Origin of the sequence: Streptomyces sp. Tu 3180 (assembly GCF_009852415.1) — a bacterium.
Classification (GTDB): Bacteria; Actinomycetota; Actinomycetes; order Streptomycetales; family Streptomycetaceae; genus Streptomyces.
The window spans coordinates 183,345-204,120 of the sequence record NZ_WOXS01000002.1 but is presented as its reverse complement, the minus strand read 5'-3'; the positions used below and the strand labels follow the sequence as shown (position 1 = coordinate 204,120).

Here is a 20,776-nt window from a genome sequence, read left to right as displayed (position 1 = left end):
CGCACCCCCATCGGCCTCAACCGCGCTGCCAGCACCGTCGACCAGAGCAAGCCGCGACAGTCGGCCCGTGACGACGGCGCCTGAGCTCTCAGCTTGGGAAGCTAAGGTGATCTAGGGTCTGTTTGAAATGTTGATCAACGTGTCACAGTGTCCCTTTTCATCCGTACGCGGGTGGGGACGTTCATGTGTACGCCGACACCAGATCCCGGACCATCGCCGACGACTTCGCGCTCGAACGACCGCTGCTGATGCCGTTGCCGGAGGAGCCGTTCGAGACCGGCCGGCTGTTCACCCCGCGAGTCGACCGCTACGGCCAGATCCCGGTCCGCACGAACCGCTACTCGGTCCCCATCCGGCTGATCGGCAAGCGGGTGAGGATCATCCTGCACGCCTCTCACCTGGTGGTTTACGACCAGAACGTGGAAGTCGCCCGGCACGAGCGGCTGATCGCCAAGGGCGCCGTCCGCCTGGAACTGGACCACTACCTGGAGGTCCTGGTCCGCGAGCCCGGCGCCTTCCCCGGCTCGACCGCTCTCGAACAGGCCCGCTCGGCGGGCAAGTTCACCCCGGTCCACGACGCCTGGTGGACCCAGGCGATGAAGATCCACGGCGAGCGGGACGGCACCCGCGCGCTCATCGAGGTGCTGCTGCTCGGACGCCACATGACGCACGAACATGTCGTCGCCGGCCTGGCCGCGGCCCTGCGGGCCGGGGCCATGACCGCGGATGCGGTCGCGCTGGAGGCCGCAAGGCCGCCCAGGCCGAGACCGAGCCCGCACCGGACGCCCGGAACCTCGGCCGGCCACCGGCGACGGTGACGTCCCTGCACGAGTGGCGCCTGGCGCATCTTCCGCCGGACACCAGGCCGCTGCCCTCGGTGTCTCACTACGACCAGTTGCTCCGACGCCGCCGCACCAGTGGCAGCGGCCACCGTGAGGGAGAAGCGCAGTGACCGTGCCCCGCCAGCGAGGCTTGACCGAGCAGGCCGCCGACGCCGCGATCGACTCCGCCTGCCGCCTGCTGCGGCTGCCGTCGATCCGCAACGAGTTCTCCGACATCGCCGACCGGGCGATCAAGGACCAGATGACCTACCGCGGCTTCCTCGCCGAACTGCTGATGGCCGAGTGCGACGACCGGGCCCGCCGCCGCTCGGAGAGGCGGATCAAGGCAGCCGGTTTCCCGCGGGAGAAGTCCCTGCGGACCGTCGACTTCGGCGCCAACCCGAACATCGACCCGGCGACCATCCACACCCTCGCCAGCTGCGAATGGATCAAGAAGAGCCAGCCCTTCTGCCTCATCGGCGACTCCGGCACCGGCAAGTCCCACATGCTCATCGCGCTGGGCACCGAAGCCGCGATGAAGGGCTACCGCGTCCGCTACACCCTCGCCACCAAACTGGTCAACGAGCTGGTCGAGGCCGCGGACGAGAAGCAGCTGAACAAGACCATCGCCCGCTACGGCCGCATCGATCTCCTCTGCATCGACGAACTCGGCCACATGGAACTCGACCGCCACGGCGCCGAACTCCTCTTCCAGGTCCTGACCGAACGAGAGGAGAAGAACAGCGTCGCCATCGCCTCCAACGAGTCGTTCGGCGGCTGGACGAAGGCCTTCACCGACCCTCGCCTCTGCGCGGCGATCGTCGACCGGCTCACCTTCAACGGCACCATCATCGAGACCGGCACCGACTCCTACCGCCTCGCCAGCACCCGAACCCGAACCGAACAACCTGCAGCGGGCTGACCCCCTGAAACCGCTGGACTGCTGTTCAGGGCACCTGTCAGGCTCCGCCTCGTGGAGATTCTCGATGTCGACAGAAAGTGGCCACGGCTCTTCGCCTACGGAGACCTCGAGCTGAGTGTCTGCCGCTGCCGCAAGGTCTCCCTCATCTGCGTCCAGACCTGGCGTGACGTCGTCGAGCTCCCTCCGTCGGTTGTCGGGGGACGGGCACCTTCCCGGCAGGGCTCAAGCACGCGGACGTCGTTTCCTCCTTGGACCGGGCCGGCTGTTCCTGGGAGTCGCATGCTCCGCTGACCTTCGGCAACCAGTGCTCGCTCACGGCGATCGCGTCAGGAGCGAACTTCACCTTCGAGATCCCCGATGGCGAGGAACCCGTGCTGAACGTCATGGGCCTGCCCGACGACGGACACGACTGCTCCTCACGGACCGCAGGCCAAGATCACTGACGCCAAGCGCCGTCAAAACTCATGAAGACTTATCGCCCCAGAGAACGCTAACCGCCGCTCAAACTGGTCGACAAACGCTGTCACTGAAGGCGAACGAAGCCAACCTGGACCGTTGACTGGGAGGTCACCGGCAGGGGAACGGACTCCGGCCAGTTCACCGAGACCCGCACCAGCACCGTCCGCGTCGGCGAAGTCCAGGTACTCAACTGAAGCCGAGTGCCACTTCGGCCGTGTAACTGATCGTTCCAGGATGAGGTTGCTCTCCGGCATCCAGGTCTTGCTGGTGCGGTTCGGCGCCATCAATTGTCTGTGGCACGTTTCCTCGCTGTCAGGGGCGGCCACCCGGCGCACCCACCGTGGTCCAGAGCCTCGGCACAATACGCTCGGGTGGTTTACCTGGCGTACCCGGCTGACGATCGCATGCCCCCATCTACCTTCGTTCCGTAGTCACACGACTACGTCGAGTGAATGGAGTCTGTGGATGCGTTCGACGTCTATGGGCCGACTGGCGGCCCTCGCCGCGGCGGTCCTGCCGGCCCGTCCTGGGTATGCCATGCGGTACCCCGTCTCCCGCCTGCGAACGAGAGCACTGGCCGTGGGGCTCACGCTGGCTGTGTCCGCGCTTGTGCCCTCGGGCTCCGCCGGTGCGGCTGATCAGTACGAGTGGGCCGCTCTGGGTGACTCGTACACCGCCGGCGTGTTCGTCGGAGCCCCGCAGCCTGCGCTCGGCGATGCGTCGCGGGACGGCTGTGACCGCACCGCCGACGCCTACCCCGGCGTTGTCGAGCGGGAGCTCGACGAGTTCCCGCCGGGCAAGTACGTCCACCTGACCAACGTCAGCTGCGGCAACGCCACCATCGCCGACGTCGCCAACACCAAGCAGACGCCGATCAGCCCGGTCCAGCCCCCCGCCGGAGGCTGGCCCGCAGTGGACCCGCAGATCCAGCGAGCGAAGCTCAACGACACAACCGACGTCGTCACCATCGGCGTCGGCGGCAACAGCCTGCCGTTCGGCGGCATGCTCCTCAAGTGCCTCGAGCTGGGCGCGACGCCCGGCGAGTCCTGCCGCGAGTACTACACCAGTCCTCCCGAGGGGGAGGAGAGCATCACGGACAAGCTCGCCAGGGTCCAGGACGAGTACATCGACATGCTGGCCAAGGTGCATGAGGCCGCACCCAACGCCAAGGTGATCACCGTCGGCTATCCGGCCGTCCTGCCGGACGAGGCCAGCGACTGCAACCGCCTCGCCCTCGCCGAGCTGGGCGCGATCAAGCACGCCGACATCGGCTGGCTCCGTGACGACGTCCTCAAGCCGCTGAACAGCACGATCCAGCGGGTCACGTCGTTCTTCGGCGACCGCTACGTCGACGTCTACTCCTCCAGCGTGGGCCACGACGCCTGCCAGCCCGCGGACACCAAGTGGGTCGAGGGAATCTGCGGCGACGCCGAGGACTACTGGCCCGCCAAGCTTCCCGGCACCCCGCTGAACTGCGCTCCCATCAACAAGCGCGTCACGCTGGTCCACCCCAACGCCGACGGCCACGCCAACACCGCCGCCCACGTCGAACGAGCCATCCGCATCGCCCTCCTCGACCGCTGACCAGCAGGCCGAACCCGCCGCCAGAGCCACGGCATCTGCACGGAAATGCGGCCCGGAACACCTGACCGGCCGCCGCGCCCCGCGGCGGTCGGCACCGGCCGGTTGCTCGCCTGGCGCACCCGGCGCGAGACGTGCCCGGAAGCCGGCAGACAGGCCCACGCCGGCCTCGTCGGCCCTCACCGGCGGCGCAATCGGGTCTGCTCGAGGGTCTGTCAAACGAGCGGTGTAAATCGGGTAGTTGGGGCTACTGGCGGGCCCCCGACAGGCGGCCGTCGAAGGTGATGTCGAAGGCGTTCAGCGCGGTCTTCCAGCGCATGGTCCAGCGGGCCTGTCCCTTGCCGGTGGGGTCGAGGGACATGATCGCCATGTAGACGCGCTTCAGGGCGGCCTGCTCGTTGGGGAAGTGTCCGCGGGCCTTGACCGCCCGCCGGATGCGGGCGTTCACCGATTCGATCGCGTTGGTGGTGCAGACAATGCGGCGCATCTCGGTGTCGAACCGCAGGAACGGGGTGAACTCTCCCCCAGACTTCGTCCGGGGGCACCCCCACTCAGGCGTTCTCCCACAGCTTCACGATCGCCGGATACTTCCGACCCCAGGCGTCGGCGAACTCCGCGAACCGCTCCAGGGCGGCCTCTTCGGTCGGCGCCGTGCAGACGGGCTTGAGGAGGCGGGCGATTTTGTCCCAGTCCTGACGGGCGGCATAGCGGAACGAATTCCGCAGTAGGTGCACCACGCAGGTCTGCACGATGGTGCGGGGCCAGACGGTCTCCACCGCCTCGGGCAGGCCCCTGAGCCCGTCACAGACCAGCGTGAGCACGTCGCTGACGCCGCGGTTCTTGATCTCGGTGAGGATGTGCAGCCAGTGCTTGGCGCCCTCGCCGCCGTCGTCGGCCCACAGTCCCAGGATCTCCCGCCGGCCCTCGACTGTGACGGCCAGGGCCACATGGACGGGCCAGTTGGCCACCGCGCCGCCGCGGATCTTCACGTGGACGGCGTCGATGAACACGACCGGACAGACGGCGTCGAGCGGGCGGCTCTGCCACTCGGCCATGCCCTCGAGAACCTTGATGCTCCTATCGTCGGTCAAGCGGCGGTGAACCACTGGCGGTAGGCATCGGCGAAGGCGTCGTCGCGGCGGAGGCCGCGTTCGATGAAGGAAGCCTCCGTGTGAAGGCGGGCCGGGTTCGCGCCGGCGGTGACCAGCAGCTGGGCGGCGGTGTCCGGACCCACCCCATAGGCGGCACGTAGTCCGGGGTTGAGGATGGTGACCAGCTGGTCGAGCTCCCCGGTCAGGGCCGTGTGTTCCTCGGTCAGGCTCTGGACCCGCTTGGCCAACGTCCGCAGGGCCGTCAAGAGCGGGGCGTGCGCGGGGTCGCTGGCCGGTCGGAGCCGCGCAAGGGTGGTGACGCGCTTGTCTCCGGACAACGCGCTGTACTTGGAGCGGATGGCGTCGGGGGCGGTGATCAGGAGGTGCGTGATCTGGTTGAGCGTCGCGGTGCGGGCCTTGATCACCGAGCGGGCGGCGGTCTGCAGAGCGCGTATCCCGACGATGGCCCGTCCTCCGGAGCGCTGGTCGCGCGTCCGGAGACGACGGCGCGGGCCGCGGGGTACGCGTCGATCGGGTCGGACTTGCCGATCCTGCGGCGTTCGGCCTTGTCGGGCCGGTTGACCTCGACGACGGCCAGGCCGGCCTGCCGGGCGGCGTGTGTGAAGCCGAAGCCGTAGGAGGACGTGCCCTCCACGCCGACGGCGGCGACGGTGCCGTGGGCCTCCGGGAAGGCGATCGCGGCGGCGTATCCAGCAGCGCCGGTGGGGAATTGGGCGTCGGCGAGATGCCCGCCCCGGTCGGTCACCACGGCGACGTGGATGGTGTCAGCGTGCGAGTCCACCCCGCCGACCACGAACTGGTCCCTCGTATCCGCCGACTCTGTGCCTGTCATGCTGGAAATGCCTTCCTTGCCGAAGGTGGCTCCGGCCGGAAAGAGCAGACAGGACAGTCAGGGGGCCTCTGGCCAGGCTCCTATGAGGTCATGCTCCGCCCGGCCGGAGCCCTGGGAATCGGGTCCCGGCGGTCGGACAGATCAAAGCAAGGACAGCCCAGCAGGACGTCAGTCAGTGAGCATTTTCAGCTTCGCCGCTCCAGGGTTACGCCGTGGCCCCCGCTTGAGTCCTGGAAGCTCCTCGGCTGGACCCGCCGGGCACAGTGGGTTGTCTGTGAGAAGTCGCGGACGGCCACTTCGCTGAGGGGCCGACCCTGCGCCTCGGGACGAAAGATGATCATGGGGAGGGATGGAACGCATGCTCGAAGTACCATCCCTGCGAGGTTCTCCGGCCGGTACTTTCCAACCTTCGCAGTGGCGTAGTCGGACGGAGATATCCCTGTGGAGAGGGCAGAGGGCGATGAGTGTGGCTGAGAGTTGGTCGCGTGTGATGAGTCTTCTTCGGGAGCACGCGCCGGCCGATCACGCGGATCTGCCAGGGCCCGCTACGAAGCAGATGCTCGCGGCAGCCGAGGAACGGATGGGGATCTCCCTGCATGGAGACCTGCGGACGTGGCTGTTGCAGAACAATCTGGATCTGCCGGAGGAAGACGTCGACGACGAAGTGGCATGCTGCGGCTTCGACGGGTTCCCCGACGAGGGAAGCTTCTTTCTGGGTATCCGGGCGATGGAGAGGCTCTACGCGAACCGCTCCATGCCCGGTGGCTTCGACCCTCCGGACCAGCCGGACAATCCGTTCTGGCGTAACGAGTGGATCCCGTTCCTGTCGGACCAGGACGGCTGGATGGGAAAGTTCATCGATGTGCGGGACGGCCGCGTCGGCAGCTGGTTCGTGGGTGAGGTCACGGTCACGGGCGAGTACGAATCGATGGCCCAGTATTTCGACTCCGTGGCGGAGACGCTGAAGCGCTCCGGGATCGGTGGAGGCTCCATGCGTTGACTCCAGCCGCCGGTTGGGGCTGGTGTTGAGCGTAGTGGTTGGTCTCGTGTTCATGGGGCGGGATGTCCCCGATGGCGGTATGGAGGCGCTGGTTGTTGAACCAGTCGACCCACTCCGCGGTGCCGAGCTCGACGTCGGCCAGGCCGTGTCAGCGCCTCGAACGAGGATCTTATGAGCGGGCCAGCCTCAGGTGCAGCCGAGTGTTCCGCTGCCCCAGAGCCGGAGCTGCACCCTTCGGGGCAAGGTGGTGGCTGAGGCGGGTGAGTTTGCTGGTCCGGGGCGTGAAGCAGGGGCATCAGTCCCCGCAGGTAGCAGTTTCCCTTGGCCCCGCTGGTCCTTGCGCGGCACCGAGGCGAACACATCCGCCAGCTACAACGCCGACTCCGCCCGGACACGGTTCACTTCATGCGCGTCCATCCGTCCAACATGCCCAGGAGCAGGCCGAACCCAAAGACCCAACGGAGTCCTGCAGAGCAGTTGACATTTTCATGGCCGTTCGCCGATCACATTGTCACACCCGGCCCCTACAGTCCTCCCATGACGCAACCGACTCCCCTCGGTACGCCCGCCGACGGCACGCAGGGCGACAACACGACAATCCGAATGGAGCAGTTGAGGACGCTTCTGGAGACCGCGAGTCCTGCCGAGGCGGGTGAGGCGGTCAGGGAACTCATGCTGCTGGCAGCGTCCGGCGGCGGCAACGAGGCGTTAGGTCTGGCCGTGCGGTACAGCGAGACGTCCGACTGCTCCACCGAGGAACTGCTCCGGTTGTGGGCGGTAGCCGACGGAGATCCGTTCGGTTTCTGCGAGAACTTGGAGGCCCCGGCGTACCGCGCGCGCAAGGCTGTCAGGAAACTGGTTTCCCTGTCCGCGCCGGGTGACGGTGGGCATGCCCTGAAACTGGCTGCCCGGTTCACCCCCGTGGACCCGTACGCGTCCAAGTTCCTCCTTCGTCTGTGGAGGACGGACCGTGACCCGGACAGTTTCGCCGAGCACCTGCTGGCTCCGGCGTTCCGTCAGGAGGGCAGGACGGAACTGCGGCTGCCGTACGCATCCTCCCTGCACGGTCTGCGGCATCTCACGATGCTCGAGAAGCTGGACCTCCACCAGTGCGACGGGCTCACCGACCTGACCGAGGTCGGTGAACTCACCGGCCTCACGGACCTCGATCTCGGTGGTTGCACGAAAGTGGAGGACCTTACCCCGATCGGCCGTCTTTCCCGGCTTACCCGCCTTGATCTGAGCCGGTGCGGCGCCGTCGAGAACTTCGAGCCCTTGCTGAACCTCAGCAGTCTGCGTCAACTGAGGCTGAGCTGGACCAAGATACGTGCCCTGCGTGTGTTCGGCGGGGCGCTCGACGCTCTGGAATCCCTGGATCTCCGCTCCTGCGGGTCTCTCACGGACCTGGAGGGACTCGCCGGGCTGCCGAACCTCGCCCACCTAAAGCTGAGCGGCGACCACCTCCGCGACCTGTCGCCCTTCGCGGCTCTCCCTCGGCTCCGGTCCCTCGAACTCGACAACTGCAACGAGCTGACGACACTCGCAGGGCTGGACGGCCACCCCCGGCTGACGAAGCTCGGCATCCACGGCAGCCCGGTACTGCGCACCACAGAAGGACTGGGCGACCTGCCGGCGTTGCGGGAGCTGACCTTCACCAGTTGCTCCGCGCTGACCGACCTCAAGGGTCTCGGCCGCTTGCCCGCGCTGCGCGCGCTGATGATCAACGGCTCCGCCGTCCGCGACCTCGGTGACCTGTCCGGATCTCCGCTGACCACACTGACCCTGCTGTACATGGAGGACCTGGAATCGTTCAGAGCCCTCCAGGACTGCTCCGAGTTGCGTGAACTGACCCTCCGTTCCCTGAAGGACTCTCCCTCGGTCGAGGGCATACCGGTGGAACGGCTCAGTTCACTCACCGTGGCCGGCCCGTACTGGACCGCGTTGAAGGACATCACCCTGTTCACCGCTTCCCCCGCCTCGCAGAACTCGACCTGCGCCACTGCCGGTCCCTGACGGACCTCCGGCCCCTGCTCGACATGCCGGCGCTGGCACACGTCCACCTGGCCGAACCGAACGCGACCCTGCCGTCGGGCATCCCCGGTCCCGTGGTCACCGAACTCAGGGCACGCGGCGTGACCGTCACGCTGCACCGCTAACCGCCCGCGATCCACCCCTCACCCGGCGTGATCCCCTGTCGAACCGACTTGGCCGCAAGGAGACTTCCCATGCCCCCTGAAATGCCGGACATACTGAGTGAGTTCCGTGAGAGGGCCCTCGCGGAGGGCATCCCCCCGGACGACATCGCACGGTGGACGGACCTCGCCCGCCCCTGTGCCTTTCTGGGCACCAGGGGGGACGGGCCGGTGGTGGGCCGACTCGGCGGACCCCTCATGCTCCCCGCGGACGCCCCCGACCCGTGGTGCAAGCTCGCCGCCACCATCGACCTCGCCGCGCTGCCCGCAACAGCGACCGACCTCGACCTGCCCGTCGACGGCCACCTGCTGCTGTTCGCCGACCCCGACCCCGACCGGATCGGGGAAGGAAACCTGGGTAGTGCGCTCCACATCCCCGCCGGTACGCCCGTCGAGGAACGCCCCGTGGACCTCGACCCGGAATGGAAGAACTACCCGCACGAAACGGATTTCCCGGAAGGGCTGCTCCGCCTGAGCACCGACGTCTCCCTGCCGTACTACACCTCGGTCTACGCTCCCGGGCAGCCTTTGCACTGCGTGGATCACCCGGAACACCCCCACGCACACGAACTGATCGAGGTATGGACGGAGATGCCGGGCGAGGGCATCGGCCTCGGACTGCAGCTGGGCGGATACGCCGAGGACGAGCACTGGGCGGAGGACCCCAGCGTGGCGGCCGGGCGGGAGGCGGCACGAGCGGTGGCCCGAGGCGAACTACCCGCGCCCGACACGGACGTACGTCCCGAGGACTGGGTGTGCCTCGCCCAGTGGGTGCATGGGCTCGACGGTTTGGAGATGGCCCTCTACTCCTGGTCGATCGCCCGGCAGGACCTGGCCGCGGGACGCTTCGACCGGGTCTACGCCACCATGACCTGGAACCCGTGACACCCGCAGGACGCTGACCCGAGATGTCACCACCGCCAGGGCGGGATTCGCTGGACGAGCGGTATGGAGAGTCTCCGGCGGCGCTCGGTGCAGGAGCAGCCGCCGGGGGCGAACTGACCATTTCAGAATGAGCTTGATGGGGGGCTTGGCTGTGGGCGGGGCCGACGGCAGACTTCTACGAGGTCGGATGGTCTTGTGCCTGATGACCTGTGGGAGCGCATCGCCCCGCTGCTCCCGCCCTGGCCTCCCCGTCGACGGCGGTACCCGGGCGGTTGCCGACGGACGACCGCGCCGCGCTGCGTGGCACCGTCTATGTCCCGTGTAAGGGCATGAGCTGGAAGGATGCGCCTGCGGAGCGGGCTGGGTGCAGCGGGGTGACGGCCTGGCGGCGATTGGAGGACTGGACCGAAGCCGACGTCCGGCCCCGCCTTCACACCGTCCTTCTCGCCGAACTGCAGAAGGCCAGCCTGCTGGACATGCACAACGCCGCGGTCGACGCTTCGCACGTCAGAGCCCTCAAAGGGCTCATCCCGGACCTTCGCCGGTCGACCGGGTACGGCCGGACAGTCGGCACCATCTGATCGTCGGCCCGCACGGCACACCGCTCGCCGCCTCGCTGACCAGCGGAAACCATTAAGACTCATGAATGTTCACAAGAAATGGCAGTAGGTCCATGGGGTGATCTGCCGCCTGTGGCATGTCTGTTTTTGAACGTGCGGCACAGAATGGCTCGGTAGCCCGATCAGATGAAGCGCGGGCCACGTCGGTGCCGCCAACGTGAGATCAATCAAGAATCGCGCAACGCGCGAGGTGTCGCTGCGTGCCCGTCAGGCGTCGAAACGGTCGCGTGCACTCTCGATGTGACCGAGGTGCTGGTGGGTCCAGCCGCATATGGCGTCAACCGCGGTGCGCAGGGCTCGGCCCGGCTCGGTGAGGGTGTACTCGACTCGCGGTGGCACGGTGGGGTGCACCTTCCGGTCGGCCAGGCCGTTGCGCTCCAGCATGCGTAGGTTCTGGGTGAGCATCTTGTGGCTAACACCCTCGACCTCGTTGCGCAGCTCGCTGAAGCGCAGGGTGCGCTCGCCGAGCGCCTCGATGATCAGGAGCGCCCACTTGTTGGCGACGTCCGAGAAGATCTCCCGCGCGAGGGAGTCTGCGCGCCGCAGGTCAGAGTCCTCGGGCAGGCCCTTGAGCAGTTGCTTGGTCACCATTGGGTTCCTCAGTCACCGAAAAGTGCGTTCTTCCAGGTCAGCCCTCACTCTCCTACAGTTTCCGAGTAACTACAAGAGAGCAAACCGGAAGGGCGCGCACCGTGGCCACCATGGACGTCTTCAACTACAACGTGCCGGCCGAGAGCGACTTCGGCTACTCACAGGCGATCAAGTCCGGCGAGCTGATCCACGTCTCTGGACAGCTCTCGTTCGATGAGGCAGGCGAGTTCCTCCACGCGGGCGACTTCGCCGCCCAGCTCAAGCAGACCTACGCCAACATGGACAAGGTCCTGGACCACTATGGCGCCACCCGGAACCAGATCGTCTCGCAGACCCTGTACGTGGTAAACCTGCGGCAGAACGCCGCAGCGACGGCGGAGGGCAACCTGGGGTACTTCGGCGACCACCGCCCAGCCAGCACGGTCCTGGGCGTCCCTGAACTGACCTTGCCCGGCCAGGTCATCGAAATCAGCTTCGTCATCGACACGAAACTGCCCGCTTGAGGTCTCCTCCTCGCACGCTCTCCCGCCAGCTGCACGACCACCCACGTCGCCGAAGTCGACCTCCGCCTCCATGCCGGGCGGACGGGTCTGCGGGATAACCCTCAATAGGCGCCTTGCCCGCCTCCACCGCGTCTGAGGCTTTCGGCCGGCGACATAGGGCTTGACCAGTACATAGGACCGGTCGCGGGATAGAGGGCGGGGGCGATCAGGTGCCGAGGACTGTAAATCGTTCGGTGTAACTCCCGATCATGGAGGATGCATCGATGACCAGTGAGAACGTGGCCGAGCAGGACGCTGCCGAGTCGGCAGTGGCTGTGTCGGCGAAGGCCGTGGACGACCAGCTGGTGGGCCGTGCCCAGGCCGAGGGCCTGCAGCTGACCGGCGAGGGCGGGCTGTTGCAGCAGCTGACCAAGCGGCTGCTGGAGTCCGCTCTGGAGGGTGAGATCACCGACCATCTCGGCTATGACAAGCACGATCCGGCGGGCAAGAACGGCGGCAACTCGCGCAACGGCACACGCTCCAAGACCGTGCTGACCGACGTGGGGCCGGTGGAGATCGTCGTGCCCCGCGACCGGGACGGCTCGTTCGAGCCGAAGATCGTCAAGAAGCGGCAGAAGCGCCTGACCGGTGTCGACGAGATGGTCATCTCGCCGGCAGCGAAGGGCCTGACCACCGGCGAGGTGCGGGCCCACCTGACCGAGGTCTATGGCGCCGAGGTCTCCCGCCAGACCATCTCCACCATCACCGACAAGGTTCTCGAGGGCATGGCCGAGTGGCAGAGCAGGCCCCTGGACGCCGTCTGTCCGGTGGTCTTCATCGATGCCATCCACGTGAAGATCCGCGACGGTGCGGTCGCCAACCGGCCGATCTATGTGGCCTTGGCCGTCACCACCGAGGGCCGGCGGGAGATCCTGGGCCTGTGGGCCGGCGACGGCGGCGAGGGCGCCAAGCACTGGCTGCACATCCTCACCGAGATCAAGAACCGCGGCGTCAGCGACGTGCTGATGCTGGTCTGCGACGGGCTCAGGGGCCTGCCCGAGGCGGTGGAGACCGTCTGGCCCCGCACCATCGTGCAGACCTGCGTGGTGCATCTGCTGCGGCACTCCTTCCGCTATGCCGCCCGCCAGGACTGGGACAAGATCGCCAAGCTTCTGAAGCCGGTCTATACGGCGCCGACCGAAGAGGCCGCCCTGGAGCGGTTCGCCGAGTTCGCCGACGCCTGGGGTCGGAAATACCCGGCGATCGTGAAGCTGTGGGAGAACGCCTGGGTGGGGGTGCCCCCGGACGAAGTCTGGGGGAGAGTTCACCCCGTTCCTGCGGTTCGACACCGAGATCCGCCGGATCGTCTGCACGACGAACGCGATCGAGTCGGTGAACGCGCGGATCCGTCGGGCGGTCAAGGCCCGCGGACACTTCCCCAACGAGCAGGCCGCCCTGAAGCGCGTCTACATGGCGATCATGTCCCTCGACCCCACCGGCAAGGGCCAGGCCCGCTGGACCATGCGCTGGAAGACCGCGCTGAACGCCTTCGACATCACCTTCGACGGCCGCCTGTCGGCAGCCCGCCAGTAGCCCCAACTACCCGATTTACACCGCTCGTTTGACAGACCCCCACTTTGGCGCGAGCCTCGAAGATCACGGCCCCAACGTCGTGCTTCACCGGGCAGGTCCACAGACTGCCCGACGCGCCGGAAGCTTACGGGGCCATGATCACTCGCCCCAAAGCAGCTCCGTAAGTTGTTCGGTGGCCCGGGAGGGCCGGATGTGGCTTCAAAGCAGCTTGCCGACCGTGGCTCGGCTGGAGTGGCCGTCCGGCCCTTCGGGGCGCCCTGGTCGCTGATTGAAATACGCGGAACGCGTCGCTGTTTACGGAGCTGACGACGGGGTGTCCTACGGGCCGACGGAAAGCAACTCGGCTGCGGGAGGGACGCGTGAGCGAACGACGGGCCCGGATATGGGTTGGTATCGACGCGGGCAAGGCCCATCACTGGGCCGCGGTGGTCGACGAGACCGGCGCGACTCTCTGGTCGGAGAAGATCGAAAATGACGAGTCGGCGATCCTGACCGCACTCGGCGGGATCCTGGACCTGGCCGAAGAGGTGCACTGGGCGGTGGACATCTCCAGCAGGTCCTCCGCACTGCTGCTGGCGCTGCTGGCAGCCCACGGGCAGCAGCCTGTCTACGTGCCCGGCCGGACGGTCAACCGCATGGCCGGCGCCTACCGGGGCGAGGCCAAGACGGATGCCCGCGACGCCTATGTCATCGCCGAAACCGCCCGCCACCGCCGGGACTTCGCCACCATCGGCGTCCCCGCACAGCTGGCCGCCGACCTCGCGCTCCTGACCGCTCACCGCACCGACCTGGTCACCGACCGAGTGCGAACGGTCAACCGGCTCCGCGACGTGCTCACCGGCATGTTCCCCGCCCTGGAGCGAGCCTTCGACTACTCGGCCCGCAAGGGCGCACTGGTGCTGCTGACCGGCTACCAGACCCCGGCCGCCCTGCGCCGGCGCGGCCTGGCCCGCCTGACCTCCTGGCTGGCCAATCGAGGGGTTCGCGACGCGGGCAGCGTGGCCGCCACGGCCATGGAAGCCGCCCAGGCCCAGCAGACCGCCCTGCCCGGCGAAGACGCCGCCGCACAGATCGTCGCCGACCTGGCCACGCAGATCCTGGCCCTGGACGACCGACTCAAGCGCCTCGACCGGCAGATCCGTGACGCCTTCCGCACCCACGCACAAGCCGAGATCATCGAGTCGCTGCCCGGCATGGGCCCCATCCTCGGAGCCGAGTTCATCGTCGCCGCGGGCGACATGACCGCCCACACCGACGCAGGCCACCTCGCCTCAGCCGCCGGACTGGTCCCCGTCCCACGCGACTCCGGCCGCCGCACCGGCAACCTGCACCGCCCCAAGCGATACAGCCGCCGCCTGCGCAGAGTCTTCTACCTCTCCGCGCAGACCAGCATCATCCGCGACGGCCCCAACCGGGACTACTACCTCAAGAAACGCGGCGAGGGCTGCAAACACGTCCAAGCCGTCATCGCCCTCGCACGACGCCGCACCAGTGTGTTGTGGGCCCTCCTGCGCGACGACCGGGCCTTCACCCCCACACCGCCCATCGCGCAGACGGCCTGAGCAAGGCCACAGAGCCGGCAGCGTGGCTGAGGCCGGTGGGGCTGCAGCGAGACACACGCGCACCTGATCGGTCGGCATGCCCGCCGTCGTGGCTGACTTTCGTCGGCTGAGGCACAGACGATCTCCGGGACGAGGTGCCGTCCTCACGGGTGGAGGGCGACCGCAGCCTTGACCCGGTCATTGAAACTCCAGCCCAAAGCCGCTACGCCGACCTAGATCATCTCGGGTTACGGGCCGTCTCGTCGGCGTCGGCGTCGGCGACACACGGTGCCGCAGTTCATCGGTGCTGCCCTCACGGTGTGAGGACGACCTTCTCGCAGCGGTCCTTCTTGTTCTTGAACAGGTCGTAGCCGGTCGGTGCCTCGGTCAAGGGCAACCGGTGGGTGATGACCCTGGTGGGGTCGATCTTGCCCTGTTCGATCAGACCCAGCAGCGGCTTCATGTACCTCTGCACATGGCACTGCCCGGTCCGCAGGGTCAGGGACCTGTTCATCCACGCGCCCGCCGGGAACTTGTCGATCAGCCCGCCGTAGACGCCGATGACCGACACCACGCCGCCGCTCCGACAGGACAGGATGGCCTGGCGCAGGACGTGCGGCCGGTCGGTCTCGGAGCGGACCGCCTGCTTGGCGCGGTCGTAGAGGTGGACGTGGGAGGCACCATGTGTGGCCTCCAACCCGACCGCGTCGATGCACTTGTCGGGGCCCCGGCCGCCGGTGAGTTCCAGCAGCGCCGACCGTACGTCGGTGTCCTCGAAGTTGATGGTCGTGTAGCCCTGGGCGGCGGCCATGTCGAGCCTGTAGTTCTCCTTGTCGATCGCGATGACCTTCTCCGCGCCCAGGACCCGGGCGCTGTCCATGGCGAACTGGCCGACCGGACCGGCACCCCAGACGGCGACGACGTCACCTTCCTGGATGTCGCACATGTCGGCGCCCATGTACCCGGTCGGCAGGATGTCGGACAGGAACAGCACCTGCTCGTCGGTGAGGTCCGACTCGATTTTGAGGGCGTTGGCGTCTGCTAGCACCACGCGGGCGTACTCTGCCTGGCCGCCGGCGAAGCCGCCGGTGAGGTGGGAGTAGCCGTAGATGCCGGCGATGGGGTGACCGAAGAGCTTCTCCGAGATGCCGGCGTTGGGGTTGGTGTTCTCGCAGCACGAGTACAGCTCCGCGCGGCAGGCCGCGCAGGCACCGCAGGCGATGGGGAAGGGCACGACGACCCGGTCGCCGACGCGCAGTTTGTCGCCGCTGATACCGGGGCCGACCTCGACGACCTCCCCCATGAACTCGTGGCCCAGAATGTCGCCTTTTTCCATGGTGGGGACGTAGCCGTCGACCAGGTGGAGGTCGGAGCCGCAGATCGCCGTCGAGGTGATCTTCACGATGGCATCGCGGCGGTTCAGGATCGACGGTTCGGGGACGTCCTGCACCTCGACCGAGTTGCGTCCCGTCCAGCAGTTCGCCTTCATGCCAGGGCCTCCTTCAGTTCGCCCTCGGTCAGCGGTCGGGCCGGGTGCTGCGGGAACTCCCCGCGGGCCCGCTTGCCGCCGGGTGCACCCTCGGAACGGACGACCTCGCCTGTCTCGGCGATCTGCTTGAAGCGGCGCAGGTCGTCGTCCAGCTGCTGGTGCGGCTCCTCGCCAAAGTAGCGCGCCGCGGTCTTGCCCAACGCTCCTCCCGGCAGGTCGTAGCGCAGGGTCACCCGGATCTCCGTGCCCCGGCCGCCGGGGGCGGGCACGAAGCGGACCTCGCCGGAGTTGTCGATGTCGGCACCCTCCGCCGACCGCCAGGCGATCAGCTGGCCGGGGACGTCCTGAGTGGTCTCGGCGTCCCATTCGACCGCCTTGCCGAACGGCGCGCTGGCCCGCCAGTGACTGGTGCGCGGGCCGGTGACGCGCACCTCGTCCAGGTGCGCCATGAAGTCCGGCAGTCGCCCCAGGTCACTCCAGAGGCCATAGACCTCGTCCGGGGGCTGGGTGACAGTGGTGGCCGCGGTCAGTTCCATGGGGGCGCTCCTACGGGTGCGGGTCACGGCCGCGTAGACGTCCGTGGCGGTGATGGCGGTGACCGCGGCGGTCGCGGCAACGGTGCGGCCGAGGCCGCGGCCGTTGTGGTTCTTCAGGGCCCGGGTCAGCATCGTCAGGTCCATGAGGTCGCCACCGACGCGGCCCCAGAGCCAGGCCGGATGCGGCCGCCCCAGCAGCCCGGTCGCCGCCGCCAGCTCGCGCACACCCACGGCGGTCGTGGCTGAGCGGTGCCGGGAGGTGTCGTCCACGCCCAAGGCCCGGGCGAAGCCCGCCGGGGCGGCAACCTGAGGCACGCCCAGGAGCGCGCTGGCCCAGCCGAGGCCACGTACGAGCGAATCGTGCCGTAGGCGGGAGGTGGAGCGGGTTTCTGTCTTCATGAGTGCTCCCCGCATGCGGTGAGGTGAACAGAAGGCGGGCCACGTGAACGAGAGGACGAAGCGCGTATAGCGAATGAACCCGGCGTTTCCCTGCGGTCCGTGTTCAACCCTCAGTTCTCGTCACCAAGCCGGCGGCGCCGTCGTCCGGTCACGGCTTGGACGTGACGCGCGCCAAGGGCTTGTCAAGCATCAGCACCGGGCTCCATGGTTCGATTCGAAGAGCGGATGCATATCCGGCCTGTCGAGTACGCGTCCGTCAAGCCGGGCGTCAGGGTCCGCCATCCGTCCTACCGGGCCGGACGCGGACGGGTCGCCGCTGCTCGGGTATGACGGGAACGCAGGCGACCGCGGGCCGTCCAGCCCCGGCCGGAGCCGGGGTCGGACTCCGTTCGTTGGTCGGCCCGGTTCGGGGGAGCAGGCGGACGGCGGCCCTGGGGACCCCTACTGTTTGTGGCCGTTGCCGTGTCCGTCGGGATGCAGGACCACCTTGGTCCAGCCCTCGTCACGGGCGTCGAAGTGCTCGTAGGCGGTGGGGGCCTCGTCCAGGCTCAGCTCGTGGGAGACGACGAAGCTCGGCTTCGCCTTCCCGCCGGCGATCAGATCCCGCAGCGCCCGGTTGTACTTCTTCACTGGCGCCTGCCCGGTCCCCATGTGCTGGCCCTTGAACCACATCATCCCGAAGTCGATCGGAACCTTGCCCTGTGCCTCCCACTCTCCCTGAGCCTCCGTGCCACCGGGATCCTGGGGCAGGAACACACCCACCACACCGATGTCGCCGGTGAACCTGACCGAGTCGATCAGGCCGTTGAGCGTGAGGCTGGCGTCCTCGTGCCCCTGGGGGTCGTGTGCCTGGTAGCCGACGCACTCGCATCCGTTGTCGGCACCCAGACCGAGGGTGGCCTCCTTGACGACCTCCGCCGGGTTCTGCTCCGCGGTGTTGATCGGGATGGCCCCGATCTCCTCCGCCTTGCGCAGCCGGTCGGGCTGGTGGTCGGCCGTCCAGACGCGGCCGGCGCCCTTGAGGAGGGCGGAGTAGGTCGCCATCAGCCCGACGGGACCGGCCCCGAAGACGATGGTCTGGTCGCCCGGTTTGACGTGGGCCATCTCGGTGGCGTGATAGCCGGTGGGGAAGATGTCGGCGAGCATCACGTAGTCGGTCTGCCGCTCAGCGGCGTCCTCGCCCAGGCGCAGCGCGTTGAAGTCGCCGTAGGGCACGCGCAGCAGCTCCGCCTGGCCGCCCTGGTAGGGGCCCATGTCGGCGAATCCGTAAGCGGCTCCGGCGAGGGCCGGTTCCGGCTGCATGGTCAGGCAGTAGTTGGTCAGTCCCCGCTCGCACTGCTTGCAGAAGCCGCAGGCGATGTTGAAGGGCAGGACCACGTACTCGCCGACCTGGACCTTGTGCACGGCCGAGCCGACCTCCACGACCTGGCCCATGTTCTCGTGTCCCAGCGTGCGGCCGGACTCGAACGAGGTGCGGCCCTCGTACATGTGCAGGTCCGAACCGCAGATGTTGGTGGTGGTGATCTTGACGATGATGTCGCAGGGGTGCTCGATCTTCGCGTCCGGCACGTCCTTCACCGTGACCGTTCGCGGTCCTTCGTATACCGCTGCTTTCATGATGACTTCCCTTGGTGTCGCGGCACGACCGCGGCACGGCGATGATGAGACGGCGCAAAGAGCCTGACTCTCGGAAGTTGCTACGCCGGGGTCCATGGCTCCGGCACGCCTCTACGGGCCGTTCACCCGGATCAGATGAAACGGTGGTGCCGCCACCGGCCCGCCAGGTGGAGCTTCGGCGCCCGGCGGCGTGCCGTGCGAGTCCCCATCGGCCTCCGACGCGAAACGACCATTCCTCGATCGATCAGCGGATTTCTTCGCATCCAGCCGACCAGCGACCAAAGACGCATCTCCGACTCAGATCACCAGCTAGTCACCGTGGTCGTCCTCCAGCATGCGGCGACGTTCCTGTTCGCGCTTGGAATAAGCGGCTGCCCGGATCGCCTCGTCGCTCTCCAGGCCAGATCCCAGCGCGCCGCCCACCGTGGCGACCGAAGCGACGAACCAGGACAGCGTCCAGTATTCCGTGGCGTGCAGCGGGGTCCGCGTCATGGAGGCGAACACTTGGTCGTTGAGGATGAAGAGCGCCCACACCAAGTTGATGACCAACAAACCCACGTAGCAGACGAGCACCCCGATGCCCACAGTCACGACCGTCGAGGCGTTGTAGAGAGCTGCCCGCTTCCTCGCCTCCGGCGAGGCCTCCGCCGCTCGATGCCACAGGTGCGCGTCCACGATCAACCAGCCGATCATGAGCGCGACGGACCCGACCATGGCAATCACGAGGCGCGGCGTACCCAAGGACGCAGCCAGACTCCAGAGGGTGGAGTTCACCGTGGCAATTGCTCCCGTGGCGAGTGCGGCCGCCAGGGCCTTCGAGAGACCCGGGACCAACCGCCACGGCCGGTTGGCGCGAACCATACCGAAGAGCACCCTCAGGTAACCACGCGGCCCGCTGACGACGTACCGGAGATCAGCGGTCTCCTCCTCACCGATCGGGCCCGGGTGAACAGGCGCAAGACGACCGGCGAAACGTTCCAGCGACTGACCTTGAGGAGATTCCTCAGCTCCAGTGGCTCGCGCACCCGCCAAGCTGAGAACGGCCTCCTCCACCGCCCGCAGGGCCCTTCTCTCAAAACGCAGGCCCCCCAACGACGGAAGGGAGAGTAGCGCCAGGCCGTGCTCATGACTCAGATCCACAACAAGCTTGCGCCCGTGCGAGTGCAACGGAAGGTCGGTGAGGGCCACGACGATGTCCCAATGCTCCGCACGCCCGCGGTCCATGATCCGACACGTCAGCGTGGCCAGGTCCTCAGTCCCTGCGCTGAAGGGCTCACTGACCACCTCGACGTCGAACCGTCGCCCCTGGCCCGACCTGTCGGCTAGCCGAGCAGGGAGCATCCGGGCCATACGCTGCGCGATCTCCGTCGGCGCGTCCGGATCCGCCAGGAGAGCCACGACCGTAACGCCCTGTGACGATACCCTCACGACCGGACCCTTCTCGTCGGCTGCTCCGGCGATTACCCGTGCCCCCAGGATGCCCCCGGGACAACGTCGGCGCCCCTTGACGCACAGGCCCTGTCAGAGGGCATAAACGGACAGAACTGTTCCTCTCAGTGCAGCGCGGCCACCACGGTGGTTGACCACCGGACAACGGAGGGGGCGGCCAAGTTCCGAGCCATCCGTTCGTCGCGTGACACGGCAGTGCCAGTGACAGGGGAGATGAGCCGGCGGGCGTATCCCTGCCTGTCAGCTCAGCCAGTGAATCCTCAGGTCACCGGCAGAGCGCCCCAGCCTCTCACCTCATGCGGTGGTCACACCTACCTGCGACGCCGGACGTACCAGCCCACGACCAACACGACCAGAACCGACAGCACGAATGCCCAAACGGTCGTCGTCGCGGCATAGGACCGGTACACGATGGCCAGCACGCAGGGACGGATACCCGGCATGCAGCGCGGCAACCCGGCACCGCAAGCGCACCAGATCGAGCGGGGAACCACGGTGAAAGCCACCGAGCCCCACAAGGCTGACCCTTGGTCGTTGACCCAGTTCAGCACCCGAACCGCCCGCAAATGATCGCAGCCAGCTTCCCAAGCTGAGGACTCAGGCATCGTTAGCACGTGTCGGCCGTCGTGACTTGCTCTAGTCGACGGTACTGGCA

16 protein-coding genes and 4 pseudogenes are annotated in these 20,776 nt (G+C 67.6%); 11 read left to right on the top strand and 9 right to left on the bottom strand.

Translation table 11 applies throughout. The annotated features are described in order from the left end of the window. Positions 1 to 185: 185 nt before the first annotated feature. The 3 genes from GL259_RS02135 to GL259_RS02125 all read left to right on the top strand — a co-directional run bounded on the left by GL259_RS02135 (position 186) and on the right by GL259_RS02125 (position 3,786). Positions 186 to 818 carry a hypothetical protein gene (locus GL259_RS02135; RefSeq protein WP_243762202.1) on the top strand — a complete coding sequence of 211 codons (633 nt, stop codon included), beginning with the start codon at positions 186 to 188 and terminating at the stop codon, positions 816 to 818. 130 nt (positions 819 to 948) lie between these two features. Further along, positions 949 to 1,743, top strand: coding sequence for an IS21-like element helper ATPase IstB (gene istB / locus GL259_RS02130; RefSeq protein WP_159528695.1), 795 nt, complete (start codon positions 949 to 951; stop codon positions 1,741 to 1,743). A 939-nt stretch (positions 1,744 to 2,682) separates the two neighbouring features. Further along, complete coding sequence (locus GL259_RS02125; RefSeq protein ID WP_347814645.1) at positions 2,683 to 3,786, top strand: SGNH/GDSL hydrolase family protein; 1,104 nt, start codon at positions 2,683 to 2,685, stop codon at positions 3,784 to 3,786. A gap of 244 nt (positions 3,787 to 4,030) precedes the next feature. Here GL259_RS02125 and GL259_RS02120 read toward each other — a convergent pair. The 3 genes and pseudogenes from GL259_RS02120 to GL259_RS02110 all read right to left on the bottom strand — a co-directional run. Next, positions 4,031 to 4,877, bottom strand: a pseudogene (locus GL259_RS02120) (IS256 family transposase); the annotation flags it as partial. Beyond that, on the bottom strand, positions 4,871 to 5,299 hold the full coding sequence (locus GL259_RS02115) for a hypothetical protein (RefSeq protein WP_159528693.1): 429 nt from the start codon (positions 5,297 to 5,299) through the stop codon (positions 4,871 to 4,873). The pseudogene GL259_RS02120 and the gene GL259_RS02115, both read right to left, overlap by 7 nt. Beyond that, positions 5,296 to 5,727: a transposase gene (locus GL259_RS02110; protein ID WP_159528691.1), complete on the bottom strand. Its 432-nt coding sequence runs from the start codon at positions 5,725 to 5,727 to the stop codon at positions 5,296 to 5,298. The genes GL259_RS02115 and GL259_RS02110 overlap by 4 nt, the downstream gene beginning before the upstream one ends. Before the next feature lie 349 nt (positions 5,728 to 6,076). On the opposite strand from GL259_RS02110, the gene GL259_RS02105 reads away from it, so the two are divergent. After that, the gene (locus GL259_RS02105) at positions 6,077 to 6,727 is read left to right on the top strand and encodes an SMI1/KNR4 family protein (RefSeq protein ID WP_347814606.1); all 651 of its coding nucleotides are present in this window, start codon (positions 6,077 to 6,079) and stop codon (positions 6,725 to 6,727) included. 25 nt (positions 6,728 to 6,752) lie between these two features. Here GL259_RS02105 and GL259_RS38325 read toward each other — a convergent pair. Then, a pseudogene (locus GL259_RS38325) lies at positions 6,753 to 6,860 on the bottom strand (hypothetical protein); the annotation flags it as partial. Between the two features lie 404 nt (positions 6,861 to 7,264). Between GL259_RS38325 and GL259_RS02100 the strand changes: the two are divergent. From GL259_RS02100 to GL259_RS02090, 3 genes and pseudogenes are all read left to right on the top strand, one after another. Further along, positions 7,265 to 8,740 (top strand): hypothetical protein, encoded by a 1,476-nt coding sequence (locus tag GL259_RS02100; protein WP_243762199.1) that lies wholly within the window; start codon positions 7,265 to 7,267, stop codon positions 8,738 to 8,740. A gap of 212 nt (positions 8,741 to 8,952) precedes the next feature. Continuing rightward, positions 8,953 to 9,804 carry a DUF1963 domain-containing protein gene (locus GL259_RS02095; RefSeq protein WP_243762198.1) on the top strand — a complete coding sequence of 284 codons (852 nt, stop codon included), beginning with the start codon at positions 8,953 to 8,955 and terminating at the stop codon, positions 9,802 to 9,804. Between the two features lie 195 nt (positions 9,805 to 9,999). Then, positions 10,000 to 10,435, top strand: a pseudogene (locus GL259_RS02090) (transposase); the annotation flags it as partial. Between the two features lie 196 nt (positions 10,436 to 10,631). On the opposite strand, the gene GL259_RS02085 reads toward GL259_RS02090, so the two are convergent. Beyond that, positions 10,632 to 11,015, bottom strand: a complete 384-nt coding sequence (locus tag GL259_RS02085; protein ID WP_159528685.1) for a helix-turn-helix domain-containing protein — start codon at positions 11,013 to 11,015, stop codon at positions 10,632 to 10,634. A 101-nt stretch (positions 11,016 to 11,116) separates the two neighbouring features. Between GL259_RS02085 and GL259_RS02080 the strand changes: the two genes are divergently transcribed. From GL259_RS02080 to GL259_RS02070, 3 genes and pseudogenes are all read left to right on the top strand, one after another. Next, complete coding sequence (locus GL259_RS02080) at positions 11,117 to 11,518, top strand: RidA family protein (RefSeq protein ID WP_159528683.1); 402 nt, start codon at positions 11,117 to 11,119, stop codon at positions 11,516 to 11,518. 263 nt (positions 11,519 to 11,781) lie between these two features. Further along, a pseudogene (locus GL259_RS02075) lies at positions 11,782 to 13,090 on the top strand (IS256 family transposase). Positions 13,091 to 13,449: 359 nt separating this feature from the next. Then, on the top strand, positions 13,450 to 14,652 hold the full coding sequence (locus GL259_RS02070; protein WP_159528681.1) for an IS110 family transposase: 1,203 nt from the start codon (positions 13,450 to 13,452) through the stop codon (positions 14,650 to 14,652). A 292-nt stretch (positions 14,653 to 14,944) separates the two neighbouring features. Here the strand turns inward: GL259_RS02070 and GL259_RS02065 are convergent, their stop codons facing one another. The 4 genes from GL259_RS02065 to GL259_RS02050 form a co-directional block, all read right to left on the bottom strand. Continuing rightward, positions 14,945 to 16,120 carry a zinc-dependent alcohol dehydrogenase gene (locus tag GL259_RS02065; RefSeq protein WP_159528679.1) on the bottom strand — a complete coding sequence of 392 codons (1,176 nt, stop codon included), beginning with the start codon at positions 16,118 to 16,120 and terminating at the stop codon, positions 14,945 to 14,947. Then, positions 16,117 to 17,055 (bottom strand): SRPBCC family protein, encoded by a 939-nt coding sequence (locus tag GL259_RS02060; RefSeq protein WP_159528677.1) that lies wholly within the window; start codon positions 17,053 to 17,055, stop codon positions 16,117 to 16,119. Before GL259_RS02060 ends, GL259_RS02065 begins: the two co-directional genes overlap by 4 nt. A gap of 441 nt (positions 17,056 to 17,496) precedes the next feature. Then, positions 17,497 to 18,672, bottom strand: a complete 1,176-nt coding sequence (locus GL259_RS02055) for a glutathione-independent formaldehyde dehydrogenase (RefSeq protein ID WP_159528675.1) — start codon at positions 18,670 to 18,672, stop codon at positions 17,497 to 17,499. A 309-nt stretch (positions 18,673 to 18,981) separates the two neighbouring features. Next, positions 18,982 to 20,100 carry a hypothetical protein gene (locus GL259_RS02050; protein WP_208026404.1) on the bottom strand — a complete coding sequence of 373 codons (1,119 nt, stop codon included), beginning with the start codon at positions 20,098 to 20,100 and terminating at the stop codon, positions 18,982 to 18,984. A gap of 432 nt (positions 20,101 to 20,532) precedes the next feature. Between GL259_RS02050 and GL259_RS02045 the strand changes: the two genes are divergently transcribed. Further along, positions 20,533 to 20,691 (top strand): hypothetical protein, encoded by a 159-nt coding sequence (locus GL259_RS02045; RefSeq protein ID WP_159528671.1) that lies wholly within the window; start codon positions 20,533 to 20,535, stop codon positions 20,689 to 20,691. The last annotated feature ends 85 nt before the right edge of the window (positions 20,692 to 20,776 follow it).

Excerpts from the sequence above, each read along its gene's own strand:
- GL259_RS02065 (WP_159528679.1), bottom strand. The coding sequence starts at position 16,120 with ATGAAGGCGAACTGCTGGACGGGACGCAACTCGGTCGAGGTGCAGGAC.
- GL259_RS02100 (WP_243762199.1), top strand. The coding sequence starts at position 7,265 with ATGACGCAACCGACTCCCCTCGGTACGCCCGCCGACGGCACGCAGGGC.
- GL259_RS02095 (WP_243762198.1), top strand. The coding sequence starts at position 8,953 with ATGCCCCCTGAAATGCCGGACATACTGAGTGAGTTCCGTGAGAGGGCC.
- GL259_RS02105 (WP_347814606.1), top strand. The coding sequence starts at position 6,077 with ATGGAACGCATGCTCGAAGTACCATCCCTGCGAGGTTCTCCGGCCGGT.
- GL259_RS02125 (WP_347814645.1), top strand. The coding sequence starts at position 2,683 with ATGGGCCGACTGGCGGCCCTCGCCGCGGCGGTCCTGCCGGCCCGTCCT.
- GL259_RS02045 (WP_159528671.1), top strand. The coding sequence starts at position 20,533 with ATGGCCAGCACGCAGGGACGGATACCCGGCATGCAGCGCGGCAACCCG.
- GL259_RS02055 (WP_159528675.1), bottom strand. The coding sequence starts at position 18,672 with ATGAAAGCAGCGGTATACGAAGGACCGCGAACGGTCACGGTGAAGGAC.
- GL259_RS02085 (WP_159528685.1), bottom strand. The coding sequence starts at position 11,015 with ATGGTGACCAAGCAACTGCTCAAGGGCCTGCCCGAGGACTCTGACCTG.
- GL259_RS02110 (WP_159528691.1), bottom strand. The coding sequence starts at position 5,727 with ATGACAGGCACAGAGTCGGCGGATACGAGGGACCAGTTCGTGGTCGGC.
- GL259_RS02060 (WP_159528677.1), bottom strand. The coding sequence starts at position 17,055 with ATGAAGACAGAAACCCGCTCCACCTCCCGCCTACGGCACGATTCGCTC.